Below are 20,720 nucleotides of genomic sequence, written 5' to 3'. Positions count from 1 at the left end.
ATGAGCCAAAATTTAATTATTTCAGAGGAAACTATTGCTAATAAAATTTACTTTATTAGAAATCAAAAGGTAATGCTGGATAGAGATTTGGCATTACTTTATGGTATAGAAACTAGAGTTTTAAAACAAGCCGTAAAAAGAAATATTTCTCGATTTCCCGAAGATTTTATGTTTGAATTATCTCAATTAGAGTTTGACAACTTGAAATCACAATTTGTGACATCAAGTTGGGGTGGAACTAGAAAATTACCTTCCGTTTTTACCGAACACGGCGTTCTAATGTTGTCAAGTGTTTTGAATAGTGATAAAGCTATTCAAACTAATATTCAAATTATGAGGATATTCTCAAAAGTGCGTCAAATGCTTTTAGATACCACCGATTTAAAAATAGATATTCTGCAAATTCAGAAGAAATTAGAAAATCACGACAAGAATATTGAATTGGTTTTTAGTTATTTGGACGAATTGACAGATAAAAAAGAAAATGCTAAACCAAGAACAAAAATTGGTTACAAAAAATAGAACATGAAAATAACCATAATAGCAGGCGCAAGACCAAATTTTATTAAAATCGCACCCATTATTAAAGCGATAAACAAAAAGCAATCAGATGGAGAGACCATTTCGTTTAGATTGGTACACACTGGTCAGCATTATGATAAAAATCTGAGCGATACTTTTTTTGAAGAGTTAAATATTCCGCATCCAAATGCTAATCTGGAAGTAAAAAGTGGTTCACAAGCCGAACAAACTGGCGCAATTATGATTGCTTTTGAAAAAGAATTACTTCAAAATCCATGTGATTTGGTTTTGGTAGTTGGCGACGTAAATTCGACTATGGCTTGTGCAATTGTGGCTAAAAAAATGAACGTAAAAGTGGCGCATGTTGAAGCCGGAATTCGTTCTGGAGATATGACTATGCCCGAAGAAATAAATAGAATTGTTACCGATAGTATTACCGATTATTTTTTTACCACTTCGACCTCAGCTTCGGATAATTTATTGAAAAATGGGATAGAATCATCCAATATTCACTTTGTTGGAAACGTGATGATTGACACTTTATATCAGAATTTAGATAGGATTTTTGCACCGAATTTTTGGAAAGAATTTGGTTTAGAAACTGGAAATTATATCATTTTAACTTTACATAGACCATCGAATGTAGATGAAGAAAAATCATTAATCAATTTACTTGAGGGAATTGATGAAATGGTTGGTGACAAGAAAATAATTTTTCCAATTCATCCAAGAACGAAAGCGATTTTAGGTGAAACTAATTTAAATTTGAAAAACATCTTATTTGTAGAACCACAAGGTTATTTGAATTTTATGTATCTCATAAAAAATAGTTTTGCCGTAATTACCGATTCTGGTGGGATTTCCGAAGAAACGACCGTTTTAGGAATTCCGTGTTTTACGATGCGAACCACAACTGAAAGACCTGAAACTATAGAAATTGGAACGAATAATCTGGTGGGAACTTCTATTGAGAATTTAACTTTAGAATTTACAAAGTTTTTACAGAATGGTTTGCCTAAAAAGGGGATTCCTGAACTTTGGGACGGAAAAGCATCGGAACGAATTATTGATATTCTTTTGAAAAAATAATGGAAGAAATATTAATTATATCTAATTATTATCCGCCAGAAAAAGGCGCTGCTGCCAATAGAATTGAACAGTTAGCTTTAAAATTACATCAAAATAATTATAAAGTTTTGGTAGTTTGTCCTTTAGGAAATTATCCAAAAGGAGAATTGTTTCCTGAGTATAAAGGCAAGTTTTCGGTTACGGAAAATCGTGATAATATTACGGTAAAACGACTTTGGATTTATCCAAGTGTGAGTAAAAATTTATTGGTTAGACTCATTTCCGTTTTATCCTTTTCTTTGAGTTTGTTTTTTTATTTATTGATAAAAAAAACACCTGAAAAAGTAGTCGTTCAATCGCCTCCATTATTACTTTCTTTTATTTCTGTTTTAGTGCTTTCGCTAAAAAACAAAAAGATAATTCTCAATATTTCAGATCTTTGGCCACTAGCTGCAATTGAATTAAATGCTTTAAAAAAAGATTCTTTTTCGCATAAATTTTCGTTGTTTTTAGAACGTTTTATTTATAAAAAAGCAACTTTAATTTTAGGACAATCTAATGAAATTATCACACATGTAAATTCGTTATTTCCTGATAAAAAATGTCATTTGTATCGCAATTTTCCAGATCATAAAGTTGAAAAATTAGATTTAATTACAGAAGAAAATCAACCCATAAAAATTTTCTACGCTGGGCTTTTAGGTATTGCACAAGGTGTTTTAGAGTTGTGTGAAAAAATTGATTTGAACGGATTAAATATTGAGTTACACATCTTTGGCGATGGTGCCGAAAAAAATCAAATAGAAGCTTTAATTTCATCTGAAAAAGGGAAAAACATCTTCTTTCATGGTATGATGGAACGTAATGATTTACATGAAAAACTAAAATCGTTTGACATTGCCATTGTCCCGTTAAAAGTTAGAATTTATGGTTCGGTTCCGTCAAAAATATTCGAATATGGTTCACTCGGGTTTCCTATTCTTTATTTTGGTGGTGGCGAAGGCGAAATTATTGTTGAAGAAAATAAGTTGGGTTGGGTTGCTTCTGTTGAAGATTATAACGATTTGAATGAAAAACTGAAATCGATTTCAATGATTAGTAAATCAGAATTAGATTTGATGAAAAAAAGAATATTTGAAGAGACAAAATCTACATTTAATTTAGATAATCAAATGAATTATTTAATTGAAAAAAATATTTTTTAATAGGCTTTTTCTTGTCCTTTAAAAACATTAATTACTGTTAGCACAATAATTTTTACATCTAATAATAATGACCAATTTTCAATATAAAACAAATCATATTTTATTCTGTTTACCATTTCGTCATCGGTTTCTATTTCTCCTCTAAACCCTTTTACTTGCGCAAGTCCTGTAATTCCTGGTTTTATGTGTAATCTTAAATTGTATTTTCTGATTTTAGTTTGGTATTCGTTGTTGTGTGACCATAAGTGTGGTCTTGGCCCAACGATAGACATATCGCCAAGAAATACATTAAAAAACTGTGGCATTTCGTCGAAACTCGTTCTTCTTAAAAGAGCACCAATTTTAGTAATTCGTGGGTCATTTTTTATTACCGATTCTTCTGTTTTGTCGTTTATTTCCATCGAACGAAATTTGTAACAAAAAAACTCTTTCTCATCTAAACCTGGTCTTCCTTGCTTGAAAAATACTGGTCCTTTTGATTCTAATTTTATCAAAATTGCAATAATAGGAATAAGCCAAGAAAGTAGAAAAATAATAATAAATAATGAAAATGAAATATCGAATAATCGCTTTATAAACTTGAGTAATGGCTCGTTTAGCGGTGTTCGTTTAAGTGATAATATGGGGAAAAATTCGTAATAATCTATTTTTAGGTTTTTTGCATAAATCTCGTTCGATTCTGGTATAAATTTGATGGTTTTCTTGTAATAATCGGCAAATTCTACTAGTTCTTTTAGTTGGTCGCTCGAGAGTTCTTCTAAAGCGCAATAAATATCATCTATCTTGTTATCTAAAACAAAGTCTTGAATGTTTGAAACATTTCCTCTTGTGTTCTCATTGCTTATTTTATCAGAAAAAAAGCCTTTAAAACGATAACCATAATCTGGTCGATTTTGAAATAATTGCTGCAAGTTTTTCGAGCTATCTGTATAACCTACAATGATTACGTTTCGATAATTTCCGCCAAGAACAATTCGGTATTTTTTTAGATAATAAAATAATAATCCTTTGAAAATTGTGATACAAATAAATGACAGTCCGATGAAATATAACAAGAGTCGGAAACTAAAAATTATTTCTCTTGTAATAGAAAAAAAAGTGATGACAAATAATGAAAACAAAAACAATTGCTTAAATAACATTCCCATGATTTCTACAGGTTTTGTAAAGCGATATACTTCGTAAAACTTTGTGAAATACGCCAGAACGCACCAAGAAACCAGTTGGTAAATCATAAAATACGGCAATTGTATAGCAAATTTCTTCAAGAAAAAATTGGCTAAAACAACAAGCAAAACACAGTCTATTATGATGCTTATTGGGCGTATATATTTCGAATACCTACCTTTTGTCATTTTTTAATTAACGGATATAACCTGAAAAATCTTTATGTTCTTCTTTTAATAATTCTTCTTGCGGTAATGATTTAAAATATTCGTAAGTAATTTTCATTCCTTCAGAACGAGAAACCTTAGCTTCCCAACCTAATAATTCTTTGGCTTTTGTTGTATCAGGTTGTCTTTGCAACGGATCATTTTCTGGTAAATCGTGATACACAATTTTCTGATTTGTTCCTGTGAGCTTTATAATTTCTTCGGCAAAATCTTTAATAGTTATTTCGTCCGGATTTCCAATATTTACTGGATAAACATAATCTGAATGTAACAATCTAAAAATTCCTTCTACTTGATCATCTACATAACAAAAAGAACGGGTTTGCAAACCATTTCCAAAAATAGTCAGATCTTCACCACGCAATGCTTGACCAATAAATGCCGGAATAACACGACCATCATTGAGTCGCATTCTTGGGCCATAGGTATTGAAAATACGCACAATTCTAGTTTCTAATCCGTGAAAACGGTGGTAAGCCATTGTGATTGATTCCTGAAAACGTTTGGCTTCATCATAAACTCCTCTTGGTCCTATTGTGTTTACATTACCAAAATATTCTTCGGTTTGTGGGTGAACCAATGGATCTCCGTAAACTTCCGATGTAGAAGCTATTAAGATTCTTGCGCCTTTTACTCTTGCCAATCCAAGTAAATTATGTGTTCCTAACGAACCTACTTTTAGGGTTTGAATGGGAATCTTTAAATAATCTATTGGGCTTGCTGGCGATGCAAAATGCAGAATATAATCTAAATCGCCTGCAACATGCACGAATTTTGAAATATCGTGATGATAAAACTCAAAATGCTCTAATTTGAATAAATGTTCGATGTTTTTTAGATCACCCGTAATCAGATTATCCATTCCGATAACATGATAACCTTCTTTGATAAATCGATCACACAAATGCGAACCTAAAAACCCTGCCGCTCCTGTTATTAGTATTCTTTTCATTTTTTTATAGCGTTTGCAATAGCGATTCTTGCCAAGTTTTTATTTCGATTCCGAAAGTGTTTTTTATTTTCGATTTGTCTAAAAGACTGTATTTTGGTCTTTTTGCTGGTGTAGGGAATGCTTCGGTTGGAATTGGATTTACATCGATAACAACATTATTTATTTTAAAAATTTCTACAGCAAAATCATACCAACTTGCTATGCCTTCATTACTAAAATTGTAAATTCCGTATTGGGTGTTGGCACTTCGACTACGCTCAGTGTGAGAAACTATTTGCATAATCGCTTTAGCTAAATCGACCGCATTTGTTGGCGAACCGATTTGGTCTGAAACAATGCTCAAACTATCTCTTTCTGATGCTAATCGCAACATGGTTTTCATAAAATTATTACCAAATTGAGAATAAACCCAAGAAGTTCTAATGATAAAATATTCATCAATATTATCTCTGACCGCTTGCTCTCCGTCTAGTTTTGTTTTACCATAAATGTTTAACGGATTTGTTTCGTCAGTTTCTGAATAAGGTTTGTTTGATGCGCCATCAAAAACAAAATCGGTCGAAATGTGTATTAGTTTTGCATTGTTTTTTTTGCAAGCAATCGCTAAATTTTTTGGCCCAACAACATTAATAGCTTCTGCTTTTTCTGTTTCAGATTCGGCCTTATCAACAGCTGTGTAGGCTGCAGCATTTATACAAAAATTGATTTTATTGGTATCAAAAAAATTGTTTACTCGGTCTTGATTTGTAATGTCTAAATCTTGTGATGAAGCAAAAATAAATTCGCAATCAGCATAATTTGAAGCAATAAACTGAATCGATTGACCTAATTGTCCCGATGCTCCTGTAACTAAAATTACCATACTTTTTTGGCGTTTTCTAGTGTTGGCAAAATCGCATCTTTTTCGGAAATAATCAATTCATTTTCAGGAAAATTCCAATCTATTTTTAAAGCTGAATCATTATAAATTATTCCGCCTTCGCTTTCTTTGTTGTAAAAATTATCGCATTTATAAAAGAAAGTTGCCGTTTCGCTAGTTACCAAAAAACCGTGTGCAAATCCTCTCGGAATAAACAATTGTTTCTGATTTTCGGCACTTAATAATATAGAAAATGACTGTCCGTAAGTTGGCGATTCTGGACGAATATCGACAGCAATATCCAACACTTCGCCTTGCAATACTCGCACTAATTTTGCCTGAGCATGTTCGCCTGTTTGATAATGCAAACCACGCAAAACTCCTTTTGACGAATACGACTGATTGTCCTGTATGAAATGAACTTTTTGTCCAATTCCTTTTTCGAAAGTTTTTTCATTAAAACTTTCCATAAAATAACCTCGGTCATCATGAAAAATCTTCGGTTCAAGCACAAAACAACCTGTTAAATTAGTTGCAATAAAATTCATTATAATTTATTTACGTTAAAAATTTGTTCTAATATCTTAATGGTAATCAAGTACGTTGGTTTTACACCTGTTGTTCCTAAACCACCTGAAGCTAGCGTACTTCCTGTTTCTAGAGGATTATCTGAAGCGTAATAAGCGTAACGAACTTTTACATTTTCGTTGATACTTTTTCTAATTTTTGATGCACTTTGAATTGCTTTTTGGTAATAAGATCCTTCCATTTCTAGTCCGATGGCTTCCCAAGTAGATTCGTGGAAAAACTTTAATAAATCTCTGTTTTGTAAAGATGTTCCCAAAACTGTAATCATTGGTCCTGCAAAAACTGGAATGTCATTTCCTTCAAACATTTGTGCAGTTAATTCGTTGTGAAACGGGTAATTATCGGCTGTTCCTTCGTTTATATGCGCATTAGGAATCATAATATCTCCTTTTCCGCCTTCTAGAATACCTGCTTTTCCCATGATAGAAACCGATTCTACATTTAGGAACGTTTTCTCTTTTCCTACTTTGTAAGGTTTCAATAACTCATCGATAGTTTCAAAAGCTTGTTCTCCGAAAGCATAATCCATAACAATTAAAACTGGCGAAACTTCGCCGATTTTTGCTTTGGCGAAAGCCGATTTTGTCCAATCGATTTTAGCAGTATCAAAGATTTGAACATCAATATTGGTTCCCGATGTGTCTGGCAAAGAAATCATACCGTGTTTTATCGCAAATTCTTCTACTTTATCACGAACATCATTGGCCCCAGACTTGCTTAATTCTTCGTAAATATCGAAATCTGATTTGTCTTTAAATTTTGTTTTAAGCACGTGAGTTGCAAAAATAGAGTTCATCACACTGTGCATATTGGCACTAATTACGTGGATTGGTCTAGATAATAAATTGTTTTTTTGCAAAACTTCTTTAATATCATTTGCCCAAATTTCTCCGTGAATGTGGTGTCCTAATCTTTCTCTTAAAATTGGGCTAAAAGTGATGGTTCTTTTGTTATTATCAACCACTTCTTCGATAGCGATTTTCCCTAACCAATAAATAATATGTAAGAAACGATCTGGCGCTGCAGTGTTTCCAAAACTTTCGTAAATATCTTTTACCTCGGCAAATGTTCTTCCTAAAATATTGGCTGCGTGAGAAATAGCTTTTTCTCTTTCTATTAATGTTAGTTTTTTGTTTTGTAGCGCGGCTTGTTCTAGTTTTTCCCAATCGCGAGATACTCGTCCGTCTTCATCAATAAGAACTCTATCTTTAATTTTGTGAGATTCGATGAATATAAACGTTAAATGCGTCAGAATATCATAAATATCTGAACGACCACGTGTGATTTCTACATTCATTTGTTCGTCATCAATTCGGTAGCAATTTCTTCTACGTTTTGGCGGAACAATGGCTTGAAAGTGTGAGTTAGAATAACCTTCGTCCGATGTTAAATTGATGTAACGACATTCTTCAATTCCTACTGGAAGACGCTCTATAACGTATAGTAACCCGTTTAGTTCTACTTTTTCTTCGGCAATAGTCCCATATATTTCGGGTCTTAATGCCAGTAATGCTTCTCTTAAAGTTTCTCCAGAAATTCCCATTGGTTTGTAGAAACCTCTGTTGAATAAATGACGCATTGTAATGTACAATCGTTCGATAGCTGCCGACGATTCTTGCGCTCGTGAGCGCGAAATGTTTTTAATTTCCTTCATTAAATTTTAATTTTATAACCGACAAAGATACGATTTTTATATTTAGTTGGTAAGAATTAGGTTTATTGCTGGTTCGTACATCATAATTTTGTCTGACGAATCGATGTCATTATGCTTGGTTTGTCTGTTCCATTTTCCGCCTGAGAAAGTATATAAAAAGTCTCTTTCTACAAAATTATACATCACAAGAGGAAAGTATTTTTTTTGTATTTCAGTTTTATTTGTTTGCGAATCGGTAATAGTTTTTTCTAGTTTGTTTTTTTCTATAATTAATTTTTCAAATCCAACAAAAAGTCCTTTTTTAGGCATTGTTAGGTTAAATTTTGTTACGTCGAAAAAATTCTTTTTTGTTCCTTTTTTTATCGAAACAATAAAGTCTTTGTCTAGCAATTCTTCGCCAGGAAAACCATTTGCATCGACGCTATAAAAATGGATTTTAATTGTAGCGTTTTCTATTCTACTGTCAGTTTCAATAGTGACTTTCTTTATAAATTTTGTTTTTTTGTAAGTTGCGCGATAGGGAAAATATTTTGTGTCAACTCTTGGTCCGTTATCAAACGATTGATAAATTTGATTGTCTGTTTTACCTATTTCTACTACTTTTGTTTCTAATTTTTCTTCGGAAATTACAACCTCATCTAATTGATAAGCTATTGGTTTTAGGTTCACCAAAATGGCTTTTGAAGCTTTAATAATTTTCTTTTCAAAACCCAATGCAGAAAATATTAAGTTTTTGTTTTTCTCCATCAAATTGATTATAAATTCTCCATTTTCTTCGGTAGTTGTGCCAATATTTTCGTTTTGAATCCAAACACTTACATACGGAATTGGTTTTCCTGAAATACTGTCTTTTACAACTCCTTTTATTTGAGCGGTAATCGAAAAACTTACTAAAAATAAGCAAATTAAAAATCTATTTTGTATCATTTATTTCCTTTTCTAATTTTTGGGCAATGTTTCTATCATTAGACAATCTTGGGATTTTATTTTGTCCGCCCAATTTCCCGATAGATTTCATATAATCCTGAAATCCATTTTTATTAACCTTAGTAATTACAAGTGTTCGTAACACATGACCAACGATTAAATCATCGTAATAAGTATTTTGCTTTCTCATCGCATCATCTACCTGCAAAGCAAAATTTTCGATGTTTTCTGGCTCATTTTCAAACTCGATAAACCATTCATGGTAAGGTAATCCAGTTGCTGGAGAAATTTGTGGCGCCACCGTAAATTCGTTTACACTAACCGCTGTATTTTGCATGGCTTCTTGCATGGCGCTTTCTACTTCTTTTCCGATTACGTGTTCGCCAAAAGCCGAAATATAATGTTTGATACGCCCAGAAACTATTACGCGATAAGGTTTTAAAGACGTAAACTGAACTGTGTCGCCAATATTATAAGCCCAAAGTCCTGCGTTGGTAGAAATGATTAAAACATAATTTACGCCCAATTCGACTTCGCCAATGGTAAGTCGTTTGGGGTTTTCGGTAAAAAATTCATCAGATTTTACAAACTCATAAAAAATTCCTGAATTTAATAAAAGAAGCATTCCTTTTTCTTTCTGAGAATCTTGATAAGCAAAAAATCCTTCGGAAGCAGGAAAAAGCTCAATTGAATCTACTTTTCGTCCAATAAGATTTTCGAATTTGGCTCGGTAAGGTTCATAATTTACGCCGCCGTAAATGAATAAATTGAAGTTTTTAAACAATTCTCCTACTGGTTTTCCGGCTTTTTGATGCAGTTTCTCGAAATACATTTGCACCCACGACGGAATTCCAGAAATGACCGTCATGTTTTCATTAAAAGTTTCTTCTACAACAGCATTTACTTTGGTTTCCCAATCATCAATACAATTAGTTTCCCAAGATGGCATTCGGTTTTTTTGCAAATATTTTGGGACAAAATGCGCTACGATTCCTGATAATCTTCCTAATTTGATTCCGTTTTTTTCTTCAAGAATTGGGCTTCCTTGCAAGAAAATCATTTTCCCGTTTACAAAATCTGATTTTCCTGTTTCGTGAATATAACTTAAAATGGCATTTCTTGCTGCTTCGATATGAAAAGGCATCGATTCTTTTGTAAGTGGAATGTATTTTGCGCCTGAAGTTGTTCCTGATGTTTTAGCAAAATATAGTGGTTTTCCTTTCCAAAGAATGTCTTTTTCTCCATTTACAACCTTGTCAACATAGGGCTTTAATTCTTCGTAATCTCTTATAGGAACTTGTTTTACAAAATCTTCAAAAGTTTTAATTTTACTGAAATTATGATCTTTTCCAAACTTTGTATTATTTGCTTGATGAATTAAATCTTGAAAAACTTTTTGCTGGGTTTCAATAGGATTTTGAACCCATTTCAGGGTTTTTTTATGAATTTTTTTTGCAAATTGTTTGGCTAAAAAGGATTTTGTTGACATTTGTAAAAGGCTTTAGGCTCTTATTTTTTAACTTTTTTAGATTCTGCTTCGACTTTTTTTCTGAGTTCGAGTTCTTCTGGCGAGGCTTCAAAATTATATTCGGAAGGGTCTACATATTCTGATGCCATGATTGAATCTTTATTGACTTTGGCATATTCTAAATCGCCTGTTAACACTTTTTTAACAGATTGTATGTAGGCGTCATTTTTCTTTAAAGCAAATTCTAAAGAGTCCGATTTGAGCCCTAAATTTAGTGCATCTTTTTTTAGTTGTGTCGAAGCATATCCTGGAATATATTCGCGAAGTGGTGTAAATGCTATGATATAACTTGTTATCGAAATAAGAAATATAGCCCCAAGAGTAGCCACAATAAAGACGTTAATAATATTGAGTTTGAAAGAAAATTTTTCTTCAAAAGTTTCTTCGTTCAAAATAATCAATCTTCGTTTTGTTTTTATTTTATCGAAAAATGCTTTCCTTTTTAATCTTTTTTCTGACATAAATTACAATAATTACAACAAATATAATAATTAGAACGCGTAGTTAGTTTATTAGTAATAATAAATCGTTAAAAAAATAAAGGTTTATTAAATTCTTTAATATCTTTGCTTGATGTTTTATTTTTAAATTGCGAAAGCATAATTTTATCTATCATGGGAAAATTTGGAGTTACAGAGATATTAATGATATTGGCAGTTGTTTTATTACTTTTTGGAGGTAAAAAAATTCCAGAATTGATGAAAGGTCTTGGTAGCGGAATCAAAGAATTCAAAAATGCTGCAAAAGGTGACGAACCTGCAGATTCTAAAAAAGAAGAAACTAAAGAGTAATTTTATTACTCTTTTTTCTATTTAACAGCACATGTATGGATAAAATTGACGCAAGAATACTTAATGTTTTACAAAAAGATTGTACTATTTCTGTAAAAGATGTTGCGGCATTAGTTGGACTTTCCTATTCTCCAACCTATGAAAGGATAAAACATCTTGAAGAATCAGGTGTCATTAAAAAAAGAGCGGTTATTTTAGATCCATACAAAGTAGGTATCAAACTATTTGCTTATTGTAATATTACCCTAAAAATGCAGTCTAAGGAGCATTTATTAGCGTTTGAAAATATAATAATTGACATTCCTGAAATTATGGAAATTACCAGTTTATCTGGTGTTTACGATTATATGTTGAAAATCGCAACTAGAGACATTGAATCTTACAATGACTTTATCATTAATAAACTGGCAAACATTCCTAATATTGGGCAATACCACAGTAATATTGTGATGAGCATGATCAAAAACGAAACAATTTATCCTTTGTCTGAAGAGTAAAATTGTTATTTAAAACGTTTTATTTTATCAGTAAATAATTCCAATATTTTATCGTTGCATAAATTTCCGATACTTCCTTCGTGAGTGTGATTTACTTCTAAAACATTTGATTCAAAAGTATTGTTTTTCACTCTTTTTGAAATTTCCATATAGGCATCTCTAAAAGGCATTCCAGCCAAAACCAATTTATTGACTTCTTCCACAGTAAACAAGTTAAGGTATTTCTCATCTTTTAAAATATCCTTTTTTACGACAATATTATCAAGCATTACCAATAAAATATCCAAACAATTTTTTAGACTAATTATCGCAGGAAACAAACATTCCTTTGTTAATTGCATGTCTCTGTGATAACCTGAAGGTAAGTTATTGGTTAGAATTGTCAGTTCGTTCGGAAGCGCTTGAATTCTGTTACATTTGGCTCTGATTAACTCGAAAATATCTGGGTTTTTTTTATGTGGCATGATGCTACTACCCGTTGTTAATTCGTCAGGAAAACTAATAAATCCGAAATTTTGATTCATATATAAACACACATCCGTAGCCAATTTGGTTAACGTACTCGCCATTCCCGCCAAGGCCATTGCTGTAATTTTCTCGGTTTTTCCTCTGGTCATTTGTGCATAAACCACATTGTAATTTAGGGTTTGAAAATCGAGCAAGTTTGTTGTTTTTTCTCTATCTAAAGGAAACGAAGAACCATAACCTGCTCCTGAACCTAATGGGTTTTTATCCGCCACATTATACGCTGCAAGTAACAGTTCTAAATCGTCACTTAAACTTTCCGCGTAAGCGCCAAACCAAAGTCCAAAAGAAGAAGGCATTGCTAATTGAAAATGCGTATATCCTGGTAATAAATCGGTTTTATGTTTCTCACTAAGCTTTAATAATTCCTTGAAAACGGGTGTTGTTTTTTCAACAATACTTTTAATTTCCTTTTTGATGAACAACTTAATATCCAACAAAGATTGATCATTACGTGAACGTCCAGAATGAATTTTTTTACCGATGTCTCCGATTTTTTCGGTCAGCATGATTTCAATTTGAGAATGTACATCTTCCACACCTTCGTCTATTTTAAATTCTCCTTTTTGAATCAAATCTAAAATTTCGTTTAAATTTTCTTTAATCGCTTTTAATTCGTTTTCGCTAATCAGTCCGATTTCTTTCAGCATTGTTGTGTGAGACATCGAACCGATAACATCTGATTCTGCCAAGTATAAATCCCAAATTTTATCTTCACCAATGGTAAAATCTTCCACCATTTTTTGAATGGTTTCGTTTGTTTTTTCTGTGTTATTTTGCCAAAGTTTCATCGAAATGTTGATTAAATGTTTGTAATAATTGTATGTATAAATCGATTCCTTCTTTTATTTCATTGATGTGAATAAATTCATCAGCAGTATGTGAACGAGCAGAATCTCCTGGTCCCATTTTGAATGTTTTAAAAGGCATCAAAGCTTGATCAGAAGTGGTTGGTGAAGCATAAGTTGCTCTTCCAATTTCGATTCCGGCTTGAACTAACGGATGGTCTTTAGACACAAATGAAGGATTCAATCTAGTGGAACGCGGAATGACTTCACTCGACACATTTTGCTTGATAATTTCCAATACTTCCAGATTGTTGTATTTGTCTGTTGTTCGAATATCAACGGTAAATTCGCACTTTCCTGGAACCACGTTATGTTGACTTCCAGCGTTAATAATACTCACCGTCATTTTTACTTTTCCGAACATTTCAGATTCATTCGGAAACTCGTAATTTTTAAACCATTCAATATCTTTCAATGCTTTATAAATGGCGTTTTCACCTTCTTCTCTAGCCGCATGACCTGATTTTCCATGTGCGATGCAATCAATAACAAACAAGCCTTTTTCAGCTATAGCTATATCCATTTTTGTTGGCTCACCCACAATTCCAAAATAAATTTCACCCAATTCTGGCAAGAGAATTTCGACTCCATTGTTCCCTGAAATTTCTTCTTCGGCTGTAGCTGCATAAATTAAATTAAACTTCAAATTCGGGTTGTCATAAAAATGCAAAAAACAAGCCGCTAAAGAAATCAGTGGTCCGCCAGCATCATTACTTCCCAAACCGTATAAAATTCCATCTTCAATATCTGGACTAAATGGATTTCGAGTATATTGTTTGTTTGGTTTAACCGTATCGTGATGCGAATTCAGTAAAATTGTTGGTTTACTTTCATTAAAAAATTTATTTTTAACCCAAACATTATTTAACAATCTGTTGGTTTTAATTCCTTTTTGTGTGAAAAATTGTTCGATTAATTCCGCTGTTTTATCTTCTTCTTTACTGAAAGATTCAATCGTAATTAACTGTTGTAATAAATTTATAACTTCGTTTTTAAGCTGTTCCATTTGTTTAATTTTGTAATTGCGTTCCTATCAAATTCGTTTCCAATGTTGCTACTTGATTCGCGTGATAAAGTAACACTTTGTGTACTCCGTTGTTAATTGCATCAAAAGCGTTATCGAGTTTTGGAATCATTCCGTTTGAAATAATTTTGCTCGCTTTTAATCGTTCATATTCGGGTCGGTTAATCACTGGAATATACGATTCGTCATCATTTGGATTGCGCAACACGCCTTTTTTCTCAAAGCAAAAACTAAGATTTACTTGATACGTTTTAGCTAATTCAATTGCGATTTGTGTCGCAATTGTATCCGCATTTGTGTTCAATAAAGTTCCTTCCGAATCGTGTATAATCGGACAAAAAACAGGTGTTAATCCTTGATTGATGAAACTGATAATTTGATTGATATTAATCGAAACAATATCGCCTACAAATCCAAAATCTATCGTTGGATGATTTCTCTTTTTTCCAGAAATAACATTCGCATCAGCGCCGCTCAAACCAATAGCATTGCATTGATTCGATTGCAGTTTGGCTACAATATTTTTATTTACCAAACCAGCATACACCATGGTTGCAATCTTTAACGTTTCGGAATCTGTAACTCTTCTTCCTTCAATCATTGTTTGCACAACATTTAGTTTTTGAGCTAATTCTGTAGCAATTTTTCCCCCACCGTGAATTAAAATTTTAGGCGTTTTTATTTGTACAAAATCATATAAAAACTGGTCTAATAAAACAGCATCATCTACAACATTTCCTCCGATTTTTATGATTTGTAAGCTTTTCATGATTAGGTTATATTTTCAATTATTTTCTTTAATATGGTTTGAGTGGCATAGACTCTGTTTTCGGCTTGAGCCAAAATCAATGAATCATCTCCATCAATTAATTCATCGGATAATTCCAAATTTCTTCTCACTGGCAAGCAATGCATAATTTTTGCATGATTGGTTACTTTCATTTTTTCTTGGTTGAGCATCCAATCTTCTTTTACGTCTAAAACTTTTCCATAATCTGTAAATGATGACCAATTTTTCACATACACAAAATCAGCTTCTGCAAGCGCTTTTTGTTGGTCGTATTCTATTTTCGCACCTTTGGTAAATTCTTCACACAATTCATAACCAACAGGATGTGTAATTGTTAAATCGTGTTCGCATGCCAATGCCCATTGTGCAAACGAATTGGCTACAACTTGAGGAATCGGTTTAATATGCGGCGCCCAAGTCAAAACAATTTTAGGCTTATTTTGTTTTTGATGTTCTTTAATCGTAACCATATCTGCTAAACTTTGCAACGGATGTAACGTCGCCGACTCCAAACTCACCACTGGAACTTTGCAATATTTGATGAACTTATTTAGAATTTCTTCCGAATAATCTTCTTCTTTGTTTACTAACGATGGAAAACTACGAATCGCCAAAATATCGCAATACAAACCCATAACGGCAGCTGCTTCTTTAATGTGTTCTACCGTTCCGCCATTCATTACAGAACCATCTTGAAATTCTAACGCCCAACTGTCGCTACTCACATTAATCATCATCACTTGCATGCCTAAATTCTGAGCGGCTTTTTGCGTGCTCATACGCGTACGTAAACTGGAGTTGAAAAAAATTAAACCAATTGTTTTATTATTTCCAATCGTGGAAAATTTTTCATTTTTTTTTAAACTTATAACATCTTCTAACAGTTGTTTGGGGTTTTCGATGTCTTCTACGGAAATAAATTGTTTCATTTTAAATTGTCTTTTAATGCATGGATAAATTGGTCGATTTCGTCAATGGAAACAGCTAAAGAAGGCAAAATACGCAACGTGTTTTTGTTACTCGATGCTCCCGTAAATATGCTGTTTTTAAACAATAATCTATTTCGAATTTCCGCACACGGTTGACGCAACTCAATTCCAATCATTAATCCTAATCCTCTAACTTCTTTAATTTGTGGAATATCTTCCAATGCATCTTTCAGATAATCACCTAAGACTAAAGCGTTTTCAATTAAATGCTCTTTTTCTATCACATCAAGTACCGAAATAGCCGCAGCGCAGGCCAAATAATTTCCTCCGAAAGTGGTGCCTAACATTTCTTTTTTAGCTTCAATTTCTGGGTTTATCAACAAACCAGCTACCGGAAAACCATTTCCCATTCCTTTGGCGATGGTAATAATGTGAGGTTTGATATTGGCATGCTGATGTGCGAAGAATTTCCCTGTTCTACCATAACCAGATTGCACCTCATCCAAAATTAAAATGCTATTGTTTTCATTACATCTTTTTTCTAAATGTTGTAAAAACTCAGGATTAGGAATATTTATACCTCCAACACCTTGAATACCTTCAATAATAACACAACATATTTCTTCATCAAACACTTTTTCAAAAGCGTCCACATCATTCAATGACAGAAAAATAATGTTCTCATTTTCATTAATTGGTGCGACAATTTTTGGATTGTCTGTTGCGGCAACTGCCAAAGAAGTTCTTCCGTGAAAACCTTGTTTAAAAGCGATTATTTTCTTTCTTCCATTATAAAACGAAGCTAATTTGAAAGCGTTTTCATTCGCTTCAGCTCCAGAATTACATAAAAATAAATTGTAATCTGTATATCCTGAAAGTTCTCCTAGTTTTTGGGCGAGTTGGTTTTGCAATTTGATTTGTATTGAATTTGAATAAAAACCAATATTTTTCAACTGTTTGGTAATCGCTGAAACATATTCTGGATGACTATGTCCGATAGAAATTACCGCATGACCACCATATAAATCTAGGTATTCAATCCCTTTATTATCCCATAATTTAGAACCTAATGCTTTTTGAATCTCAATCGGAAAAATTGAATATACATCAAAAAGATTCGTTTTTTCTTCTACTATATTTTCCATTTTAAAATGCGCTTGGTTTTAATTTTAAGCCCATGGTTTCTTCTAAACCAAAAAGCAAATTCATGTTTTGTACCGCTTGTCCGGATGCTCCTTTTAGCAAATTATCGATGATACTTACTATTAATAATTTATCATCTTGTTTTTCTAAATACAACAAACATTTGTTCGTGTTTACTACCTGTTTCAAATGAATATTCTTTTTAGAAACAAATACGAAAGGATGATTTTCGTACTTCGTTTCAAAAATATTTACGATTTCTTCTAACGACTTTTCACAAGTCAAATACATACTCGCCATAATTCCTCTGGTGAAAGCACCACGTTGTGGAATCATGTTAATACTTTGCTGAAAATCGGGTTGGGCATACACAATACTTTGTCCGATTTCAGCTAAATGCTGATGCGTGAAAGCTTTATACACCGATAAATTATTTTGTCTCCAACTGAAATGTGACGTTTCACTTAACGATTGTCCGGCACCAGTTGAACCCGTGGTGCACGTAATATGAACATCACTTTGCAACAGGTTTTTTTCAGCTAAAGGCAATAATGCCAATTGAATTGCGGTTGCGAAACATCCTGGATTTGCAACATGTTGAGCTATTTTTATCACTTCTCTATTTAATTCTGGTAAACCATAAACAAAGGAATTTCCTTCTGAAATCAATCTGAAATCTTGACTCAAATCAATAATTTTAATGGAAGTATCAAATTGTTTTACCAGCTCTTTTGATTCACCATGTCCTACACATAAAAAAATTACATCTACTTCGTTGTGAAAATTATCACTGAACATCAAATTCGTATCGCCAAATAAATCGTCGTGAACGTCATAAATCATTTTGCCAGAATTACTCTTGCTGTGTACAAAAACAATTTCCGCCAACGGATGATGAATTAAAATTCTCAATAATTCACCAGCAGTATAACCTGCTCCGCCTATAATTCCTATTTTAATTTTGTTCATGTTGTCCTGTTTGATTTACCTGATGGTAGATAGAAGTTTGATTGCCAAAAATTTTAGTAAACCCTTTCACATCTTCACCCGACCAAGAATTATTCATTTCACCGTAAGAACCGAAAGCATCCGACATTAAATCGTGGTTGCTTTTTATGCCGTTCAAAACATATCTGTAAGGCAACAAAGTGATATAAACTTCTCCTGTTACGGTTTTCTGTGTGTTGTTTAAAAAAGCCTCGATATCACGCATGGTTGGATCGAGCATTTGTCCTTCATGAAGCCAGTTTCCGTACCAACTCGACAATTGTTCTTTCCAAAATAATTGCCATTTTGTTAAGGTGTGTTTCTCTAATAAATGGTGCGCTTTGATTATCAATTCTGGCGCTGCGGCTTCAAAACCTACTCTTCCTTTAATTCCAATAATCGTATCGCCCACATGAATATGTCTTCCAATGCCATAAGGTTGCGCTACTTCTTGTAAATGTTCAATCGCTTGAACAGGATGCACAAATGTTTTATCATTCACAGAAATCAATTCTCCGTTTTTAAAACCAAGTGAAACTTCTTTAGATTCTTTTTCAGTGACTTGAGTTGGCCAAGCTTCTTCTGGTAAGTTTTCAAAAGAATTTAATGTCTCTTTTCCTCCCACAGAAGTTCCCCAAATCCCTTTGTTGATGCTGTACTTCGCTTTAACAAAGTTGAATTCCACTCCGTGAGATTTTAAAAATTCTATTTCAGTTTCTCTGCTTAATTTATTATCTCGAATTGGTGTAATTATGGTAACATCTGGAATAAGATGGTTGAAAATCATGTCAAATCTTACCTGATCATTTCCTGCTCCAGTACTTCCGTGAGCCAGCGTTTTTATTCTTAAAAATTGAGCATGTTTCGCCACACTTTGCGCTTGAATTACTCTTTCTGCACTCACAGATAAAGGATAAGTTCCGTTTTTTAGAACATTACCAAATATTAGGTATTTGATACATTCGTTATAATATTCTTCTCTAACATCCACACACACATAAGATGCTACCCCTAATTGTATGGCTTTTTGTTCTAATTCTAGGATTTCATTTTCTGAAAACGCTCCTGTATTTATGGTTACGGCGTGTACTTCGTAATTCTTAATTTTGCTCAAAAACACGGCACAATAAGTCGTGTCCAAACCGCCACTAAACGCTAATACTATCTTCTCTTTTTGCATCTTCTTTTTCTTTATTATTAAATACATATAACATGGCTGTACAAAGACAGTTTTTAAAATCTTTACTTGTCAATATTTCATAATTAACACAGCTTTTACAACCATTCCAAAATTGTTCATCGTTTGTTAATTCGGAATAAGTAACTGGAGTATATCCTAATTCAGAGTTGATTTTCATCACCGCCAAACCCGTTGTAAGTCCAAAAATTTTAGAATTCGGATATTTTGTTCTTGACAATTCAAAAATTTTAGCTTTTATCATTTTAGCCAATCCGTCTTTACGAAATTTAGGATCCACAATTAAACCTGAATTGGCCACATATTCCTCGTTTTGCCATGTTTCTATATAACAAAACCCAGCCCATTGATGGTCTTCGGTTAAAGCAATAATCGCTTTTCCTTCCTCCATCTTTTGCTTGATATAATCGGGCGACCGTTTTGCAATTCCAGTTCCTCTAATTTTAGCCGAGGATTCCATTTCTTCGCAAATTTTTGCAGCCCAATCATAGTGATGTTTCGTAGCAACCTGAATAGTAAACATTTGTAATTTTTTTGCAAATATATACAAATAAAGATATTTTGTATTGTTTAAGTTGTATAAAAAGATATTATATCTGATTTATATTAAATTAAAGAGTAAATTGTGTTGGTTTTAAATAATTAAAAGAGAATTAACAAATTAAACGATTGATTTTCAGTATTTGGAAAGAATTTCTACTAAAAATGTATTCTGCTCTTTTTATAAAAAACAAAAAACCCAAAATCTCCTAGAAAATTTTGGGTTAAAATGTCTGCTTTTAAGCAGTAAAACAGATAAATTTTATAATATCATCGTCAACTGAATTCATTTTCTGGCTTCGTCAACCTCAACGACTTTATTTAAATTATGATTATTGATATTTTCAAAAGCATGTGTTTTAAGAATTTACTTATATTTGACGATTAATTGATCCCTTAAATTCATTATGAAAAAAACATTGTTTTTATTTCTTATATTGCTTTCTATATTTGGAAACGCACAAAACGCTGCTGATATCGCTCAAACTTTTGGTTCTTTACCGGGATTTAATAACTCGGTTAATGCAATCGTGGTACAACTTGATGGAAAAATACTAATGGGAGGTATTTATACTTCTTATAACCAAGCTACTGAAAATCGAATAATTCGTTTAAATGCTGATGGAACTAAAGACACTTCTTTTATCACTGGAACTGGGTTTAATAACTCGGTTAATTCTATTGCGGTACAACCCGATGGGAAAATAATGGTAGGAGGTGATTTTACAACATATAATGGTGGAACAGAAAA

22 protein-coding genes are annotated in these 20,720 nt (G+C 32.7%); 6 read left to right on the top strand and 16 right to left on the bottom strand.

Annotation, left to right across the window (positions count from 1 at the left end):
• The 3 genes from BM053_RS05200 to BM053_RS05190 are packed head-to-tail and all read left to right on the top strand — an operon-like array spanning position 1 to position 2,795.
• Positions 1-522, top strand: coding sequence for an ORF6N domain-containing protein (locus BM053_RS05200; RefSeq protein ID WP_091474810.1), 522 nt, complete (start codon positions 1-3; stop codon positions 520-522).
• Positions 523-525: 3 nt separating this feature from the next.
• On the top strand, positions 526-1,611 hold the full coding sequence (gene wecB / locus BM053_RS05195; RefSeq protein WP_091474808.1) for a non-hydrolyzing UDP-N-acetylglucosamine 2-epimerase: 1,086 nt from the start codon (positions 526-528) through the stop codon (positions 1,609-1,611).
• On the top strand, positions 1,611-2,795 hold the full coding sequence (locus BM053_RS05190; RefSeq protein WP_091474806.1) for a glycosyltransferase family 4 protein: 1,185 nt from the start codon (positions 1,611-1,613) through the stop codon (positions 2,793-2,795). The genes wecB and BM053_RS05190 overlap by 1 nt, the downstream gene beginning before the upstream one ends.
• Here BM053_RS05190 and BM053_RS05185 read toward each other — a convergent pair.
• The 8 genes from BM053_RS05185 to BM053_RS05150 are packed head-to-tail and all read right to left on the bottom strand — an operon-like array spanning position 2,792 to position 11,158.
• Entirely contained in the window at positions 2,792-4,150 is a 1,359-nt protein-coding gene (locus BM053_RS05185) for an undecaprenyl-phosphate glucose phosphotransferase (RefSeq protein WP_091474804.1), read from the bottom strand. The genes BM053_RS05190 and BM053_RS05185 overlap by 4 nt on opposite strands.
• Positions 4,151-4,157: 7 nt before the next feature.
• Positions 4,158-5,141 (bottom strand): UDP-glucuronic acid decarboxylase family protein, encoded by a 984-nt coding sequence (locus BM053_RS05180; RefSeq protein WP_091474801.1) that lies wholly within the window; start codon positions 5,139-5,141, stop codon positions 4,158-4,160.
• Positions 5,142-5,145: 4 nt separating this feature from the next.
• Positions 5,146-6,003 carry a dTDP-4-dehydrorhamnose reductase gene (rfbD, locus tag BM053_RS05175; protein ID WP_091474799.1) on the bottom strand — a complete coding sequence of 286 codons (858 nt, stop codon included), beginning with the start codon at positions 6,001-6,003 and terminating at the stop codon, positions 5,146-5,148.
• Positions 5,997-6,548, bottom strand: coding sequence for a dTDP-4-dehydrorhamnose 3,5-epimerase (gene rfbC / locus BM053_RS05170; protein ID WP_091474797.1), 552 nt, complete (start codon positions 6,546-6,548; stop codon positions 5,997-5,999). Before rfbC ends, rfbD begins: the two co-directional genes overlap by 7 nt.
• Positions 6,548-8,242 (bottom strand): DUF6909 family protein, encoded by a 1,695-nt coding sequence (locus BM053_RS05165; RefSeq protein WP_091474795.1) that lies wholly within the window; start codon positions 8,240-8,242, stop codon positions 6,548-6,550. The genes rfbC and BM053_RS05165 overlap by 1 nt, the downstream gene beginning before the upstream one ends.
• Before the next feature lie 42 nt (positions 8,243-8,284).
• Positions 8,285-9,169: a carboxypeptidase-like regulatory domain-containing protein gene (locus BM053_RS05160; protein WP_091474792.1), complete on the bottom strand. Its 885-nt coding sequence runs from the start codon at positions 9,167-9,169 to the stop codon at positions 8,285-8,287.
• Positions 9,156-10,658, bottom strand: a complete 1,503-nt coding sequence (locus BM053_RS05155) for a GH3 auxin-responsive promoter family protein (protein ID WP_091474790.1) — start codon at positions 10,656-10,658, stop codon at positions 9,156-9,158. The genes BM053_RS05160 and BM053_RS05155 overlap by 14 nt, the downstream gene beginning before the upstream one ends.
• Positions 10,659-10,678: 20 nt before the next feature.
• Entirely contained in the window at positions 10,679-11,158 is a 480-nt protein-coding gene (locus BM053_RS05150; protein ID WP_091474788.1) for a peptidase, read from the bottom strand.
• Positions 11,159-11,311: 153 nt separating this feature from the next.
• Here BM053_RS05150 and BM053_RS05145 point away from each other — a divergent pair, with 153 nt between their 5' ends.
• Both BM053_RS05145 and BM053_RS05140 read left to right on the top strand, forming a co-directional pair.
• Positions 11,312-11,488 (top strand): Sec-independent protein translocase subunit TatA/TatB, encoded by a 177-nt coding sequence (locus BM053_RS05145; RefSeq protein WP_091474786.1) that lies wholly within the window; start codon positions 11,312-11,314, stop codon positions 11,486-11,488.
• A 35-nt stretch (positions 11,489-11,523) separates the two neighbouring features.
• On the top strand, positions 11,524-11,985 hold the full coding sequence (locus BM053_RS05140; RefSeq protein ID WP_091474784.1) for an Lrp/AsnC family transcriptional regulator: 462 nt from the start codon (positions 11,524-11,526) through the stop codon (positions 11,983-11,985).
• 5 nt (positions 11,986-11,990) lie between these two features.
• On the opposite strand, the gene argH is transcribed toward BM053_RS05140, so the two are convergent.
• The 8 genes from argH to BM053_RS05100 are packed head-to-tail and all read right to left on the bottom strand — an operon-like array spanning position 11,991 to position 19,952.
• Positions 11,991-13,301: an argininosuccinate lyase gene (argH, locus tag BM053_RS05135; protein WP_091474781.1), complete on the bottom strand. Its 1,311-nt coding sequence runs from the start codon at positions 13,299-13,301 to the stop codon at positions 11,991-11,993.
• The gene (locus BM053_RS05130; protein ID WP_091474779.1) at positions 13,282-14,364 is read right to left on the bottom strand and encodes a M20 family metallo-hydrolase; all 1,083 of its coding nucleotides are present in this window, start codon (positions 14,362-14,364) and stop codon (positions 13,282-13,284) included. The genes argH and BM053_RS05130 overlap by 20 nt, the downstream gene beginning before the upstream one ends.
• A 4-nt stretch (positions 14,365-14,368) precedes the next feature.
• Entirely contained in the window at positions 14,369-15,151 is a 783-nt protein-coding gene (gene argB / locus BM053_RS05125; RefSeq protein ID WP_091474776.1) for an acetylglutamate kinase, read from the bottom strand.
• A 2-nt stretch (positions 15,152-15,153) separates the two neighbouring features.
• The gene (locus tag BM053_RS05120) at positions 15,154-16,101 is read right to left on the bottom strand and encodes a Rossmann-fold NAD(P)-binding domain-containing protein (RefSeq protein ID WP_091474775.1); all 948 of its coding nucleotides are present in this window, start codon (positions 16,099-16,101) and stop codon (positions 15,154-15,156) included.
• Positions 16,098-17,246, bottom strand: coding sequence for an aspartate aminotransferase family protein (locus BM053_RS05115; protein ID WP_091474772.1), 1,149 nt, complete (start codon positions 17,244-17,246; stop codon positions 16,098-16,100). Before BM053_RS05115 ends, BM053_RS05120 begins: the two co-directional genes overlap by 4 nt.
• Before the next feature lies 1 nt (position 17,247).
• Positions 17,248-18,213: an N-acetyl-gamma-glutamyl-phosphate reductase gene (argC, locus tag BM053_RS05110; protein ID WP_091474770.1), complete on the bottom strand. Its 966-nt coding sequence runs from the start codon at positions 18,211-18,213 to the stop codon at positions 17,248-17,250.
• Positions 18,200-19,411 carry an argininosuccinate synthase gene (locus tag BM053_RS05105; RefSeq protein ID WP_091475594.1) on the bottom strand — a complete coding sequence of 404 codons (1,212 nt, stop codon included), beginning with the start codon at positions 19,409-19,411 and terminating at the stop codon, positions 18,200-18,202. The genes argC and BM053_RS05105 overlap by 14 nt, the downstream gene beginning before the upstream one ends.
• Positions 19,380-19,952: a GNAT family N-acetyltransferase gene (locus BM053_RS05100; protein WP_208600943.1), complete on the bottom strand. Its 573-nt coding sequence runs from the start codon at positions 19,950-19,952 to the stop codon at positions 19,380-19,382. Before BM053_RS05100 ends, BM053_RS05105 begins: the two co-directional genes overlap by 32 nt.
• A 424-nt stretch (positions 19,953-20,376) precedes the next feature.
• Here BM053_RS05100 and BM053_RS05095 point away from each other — a divergent pair.
• On the top strand, positions 20,377-20,720 hold a 344-nt coding region (locus BM053_RS05095; RefSeq protein ID WP_208600942.1), incomplete at its 3' end, for a delta-60 repeat domain-containing protein.

It is taken from the genome of Flavobacterium swingsii, from assembly GCF_900111965.1.
GTDB lineage: Bacteria > Bacteroidota > Bacteroidia > Flavobacteriales > Flavobacteriaceae > Flavobacterium > Flavobacterium swingsii.
Note: the sequence above shows the minus strand (reverse complement) of the source record. Positions and strands in the feature narration are given on the sequence as shown.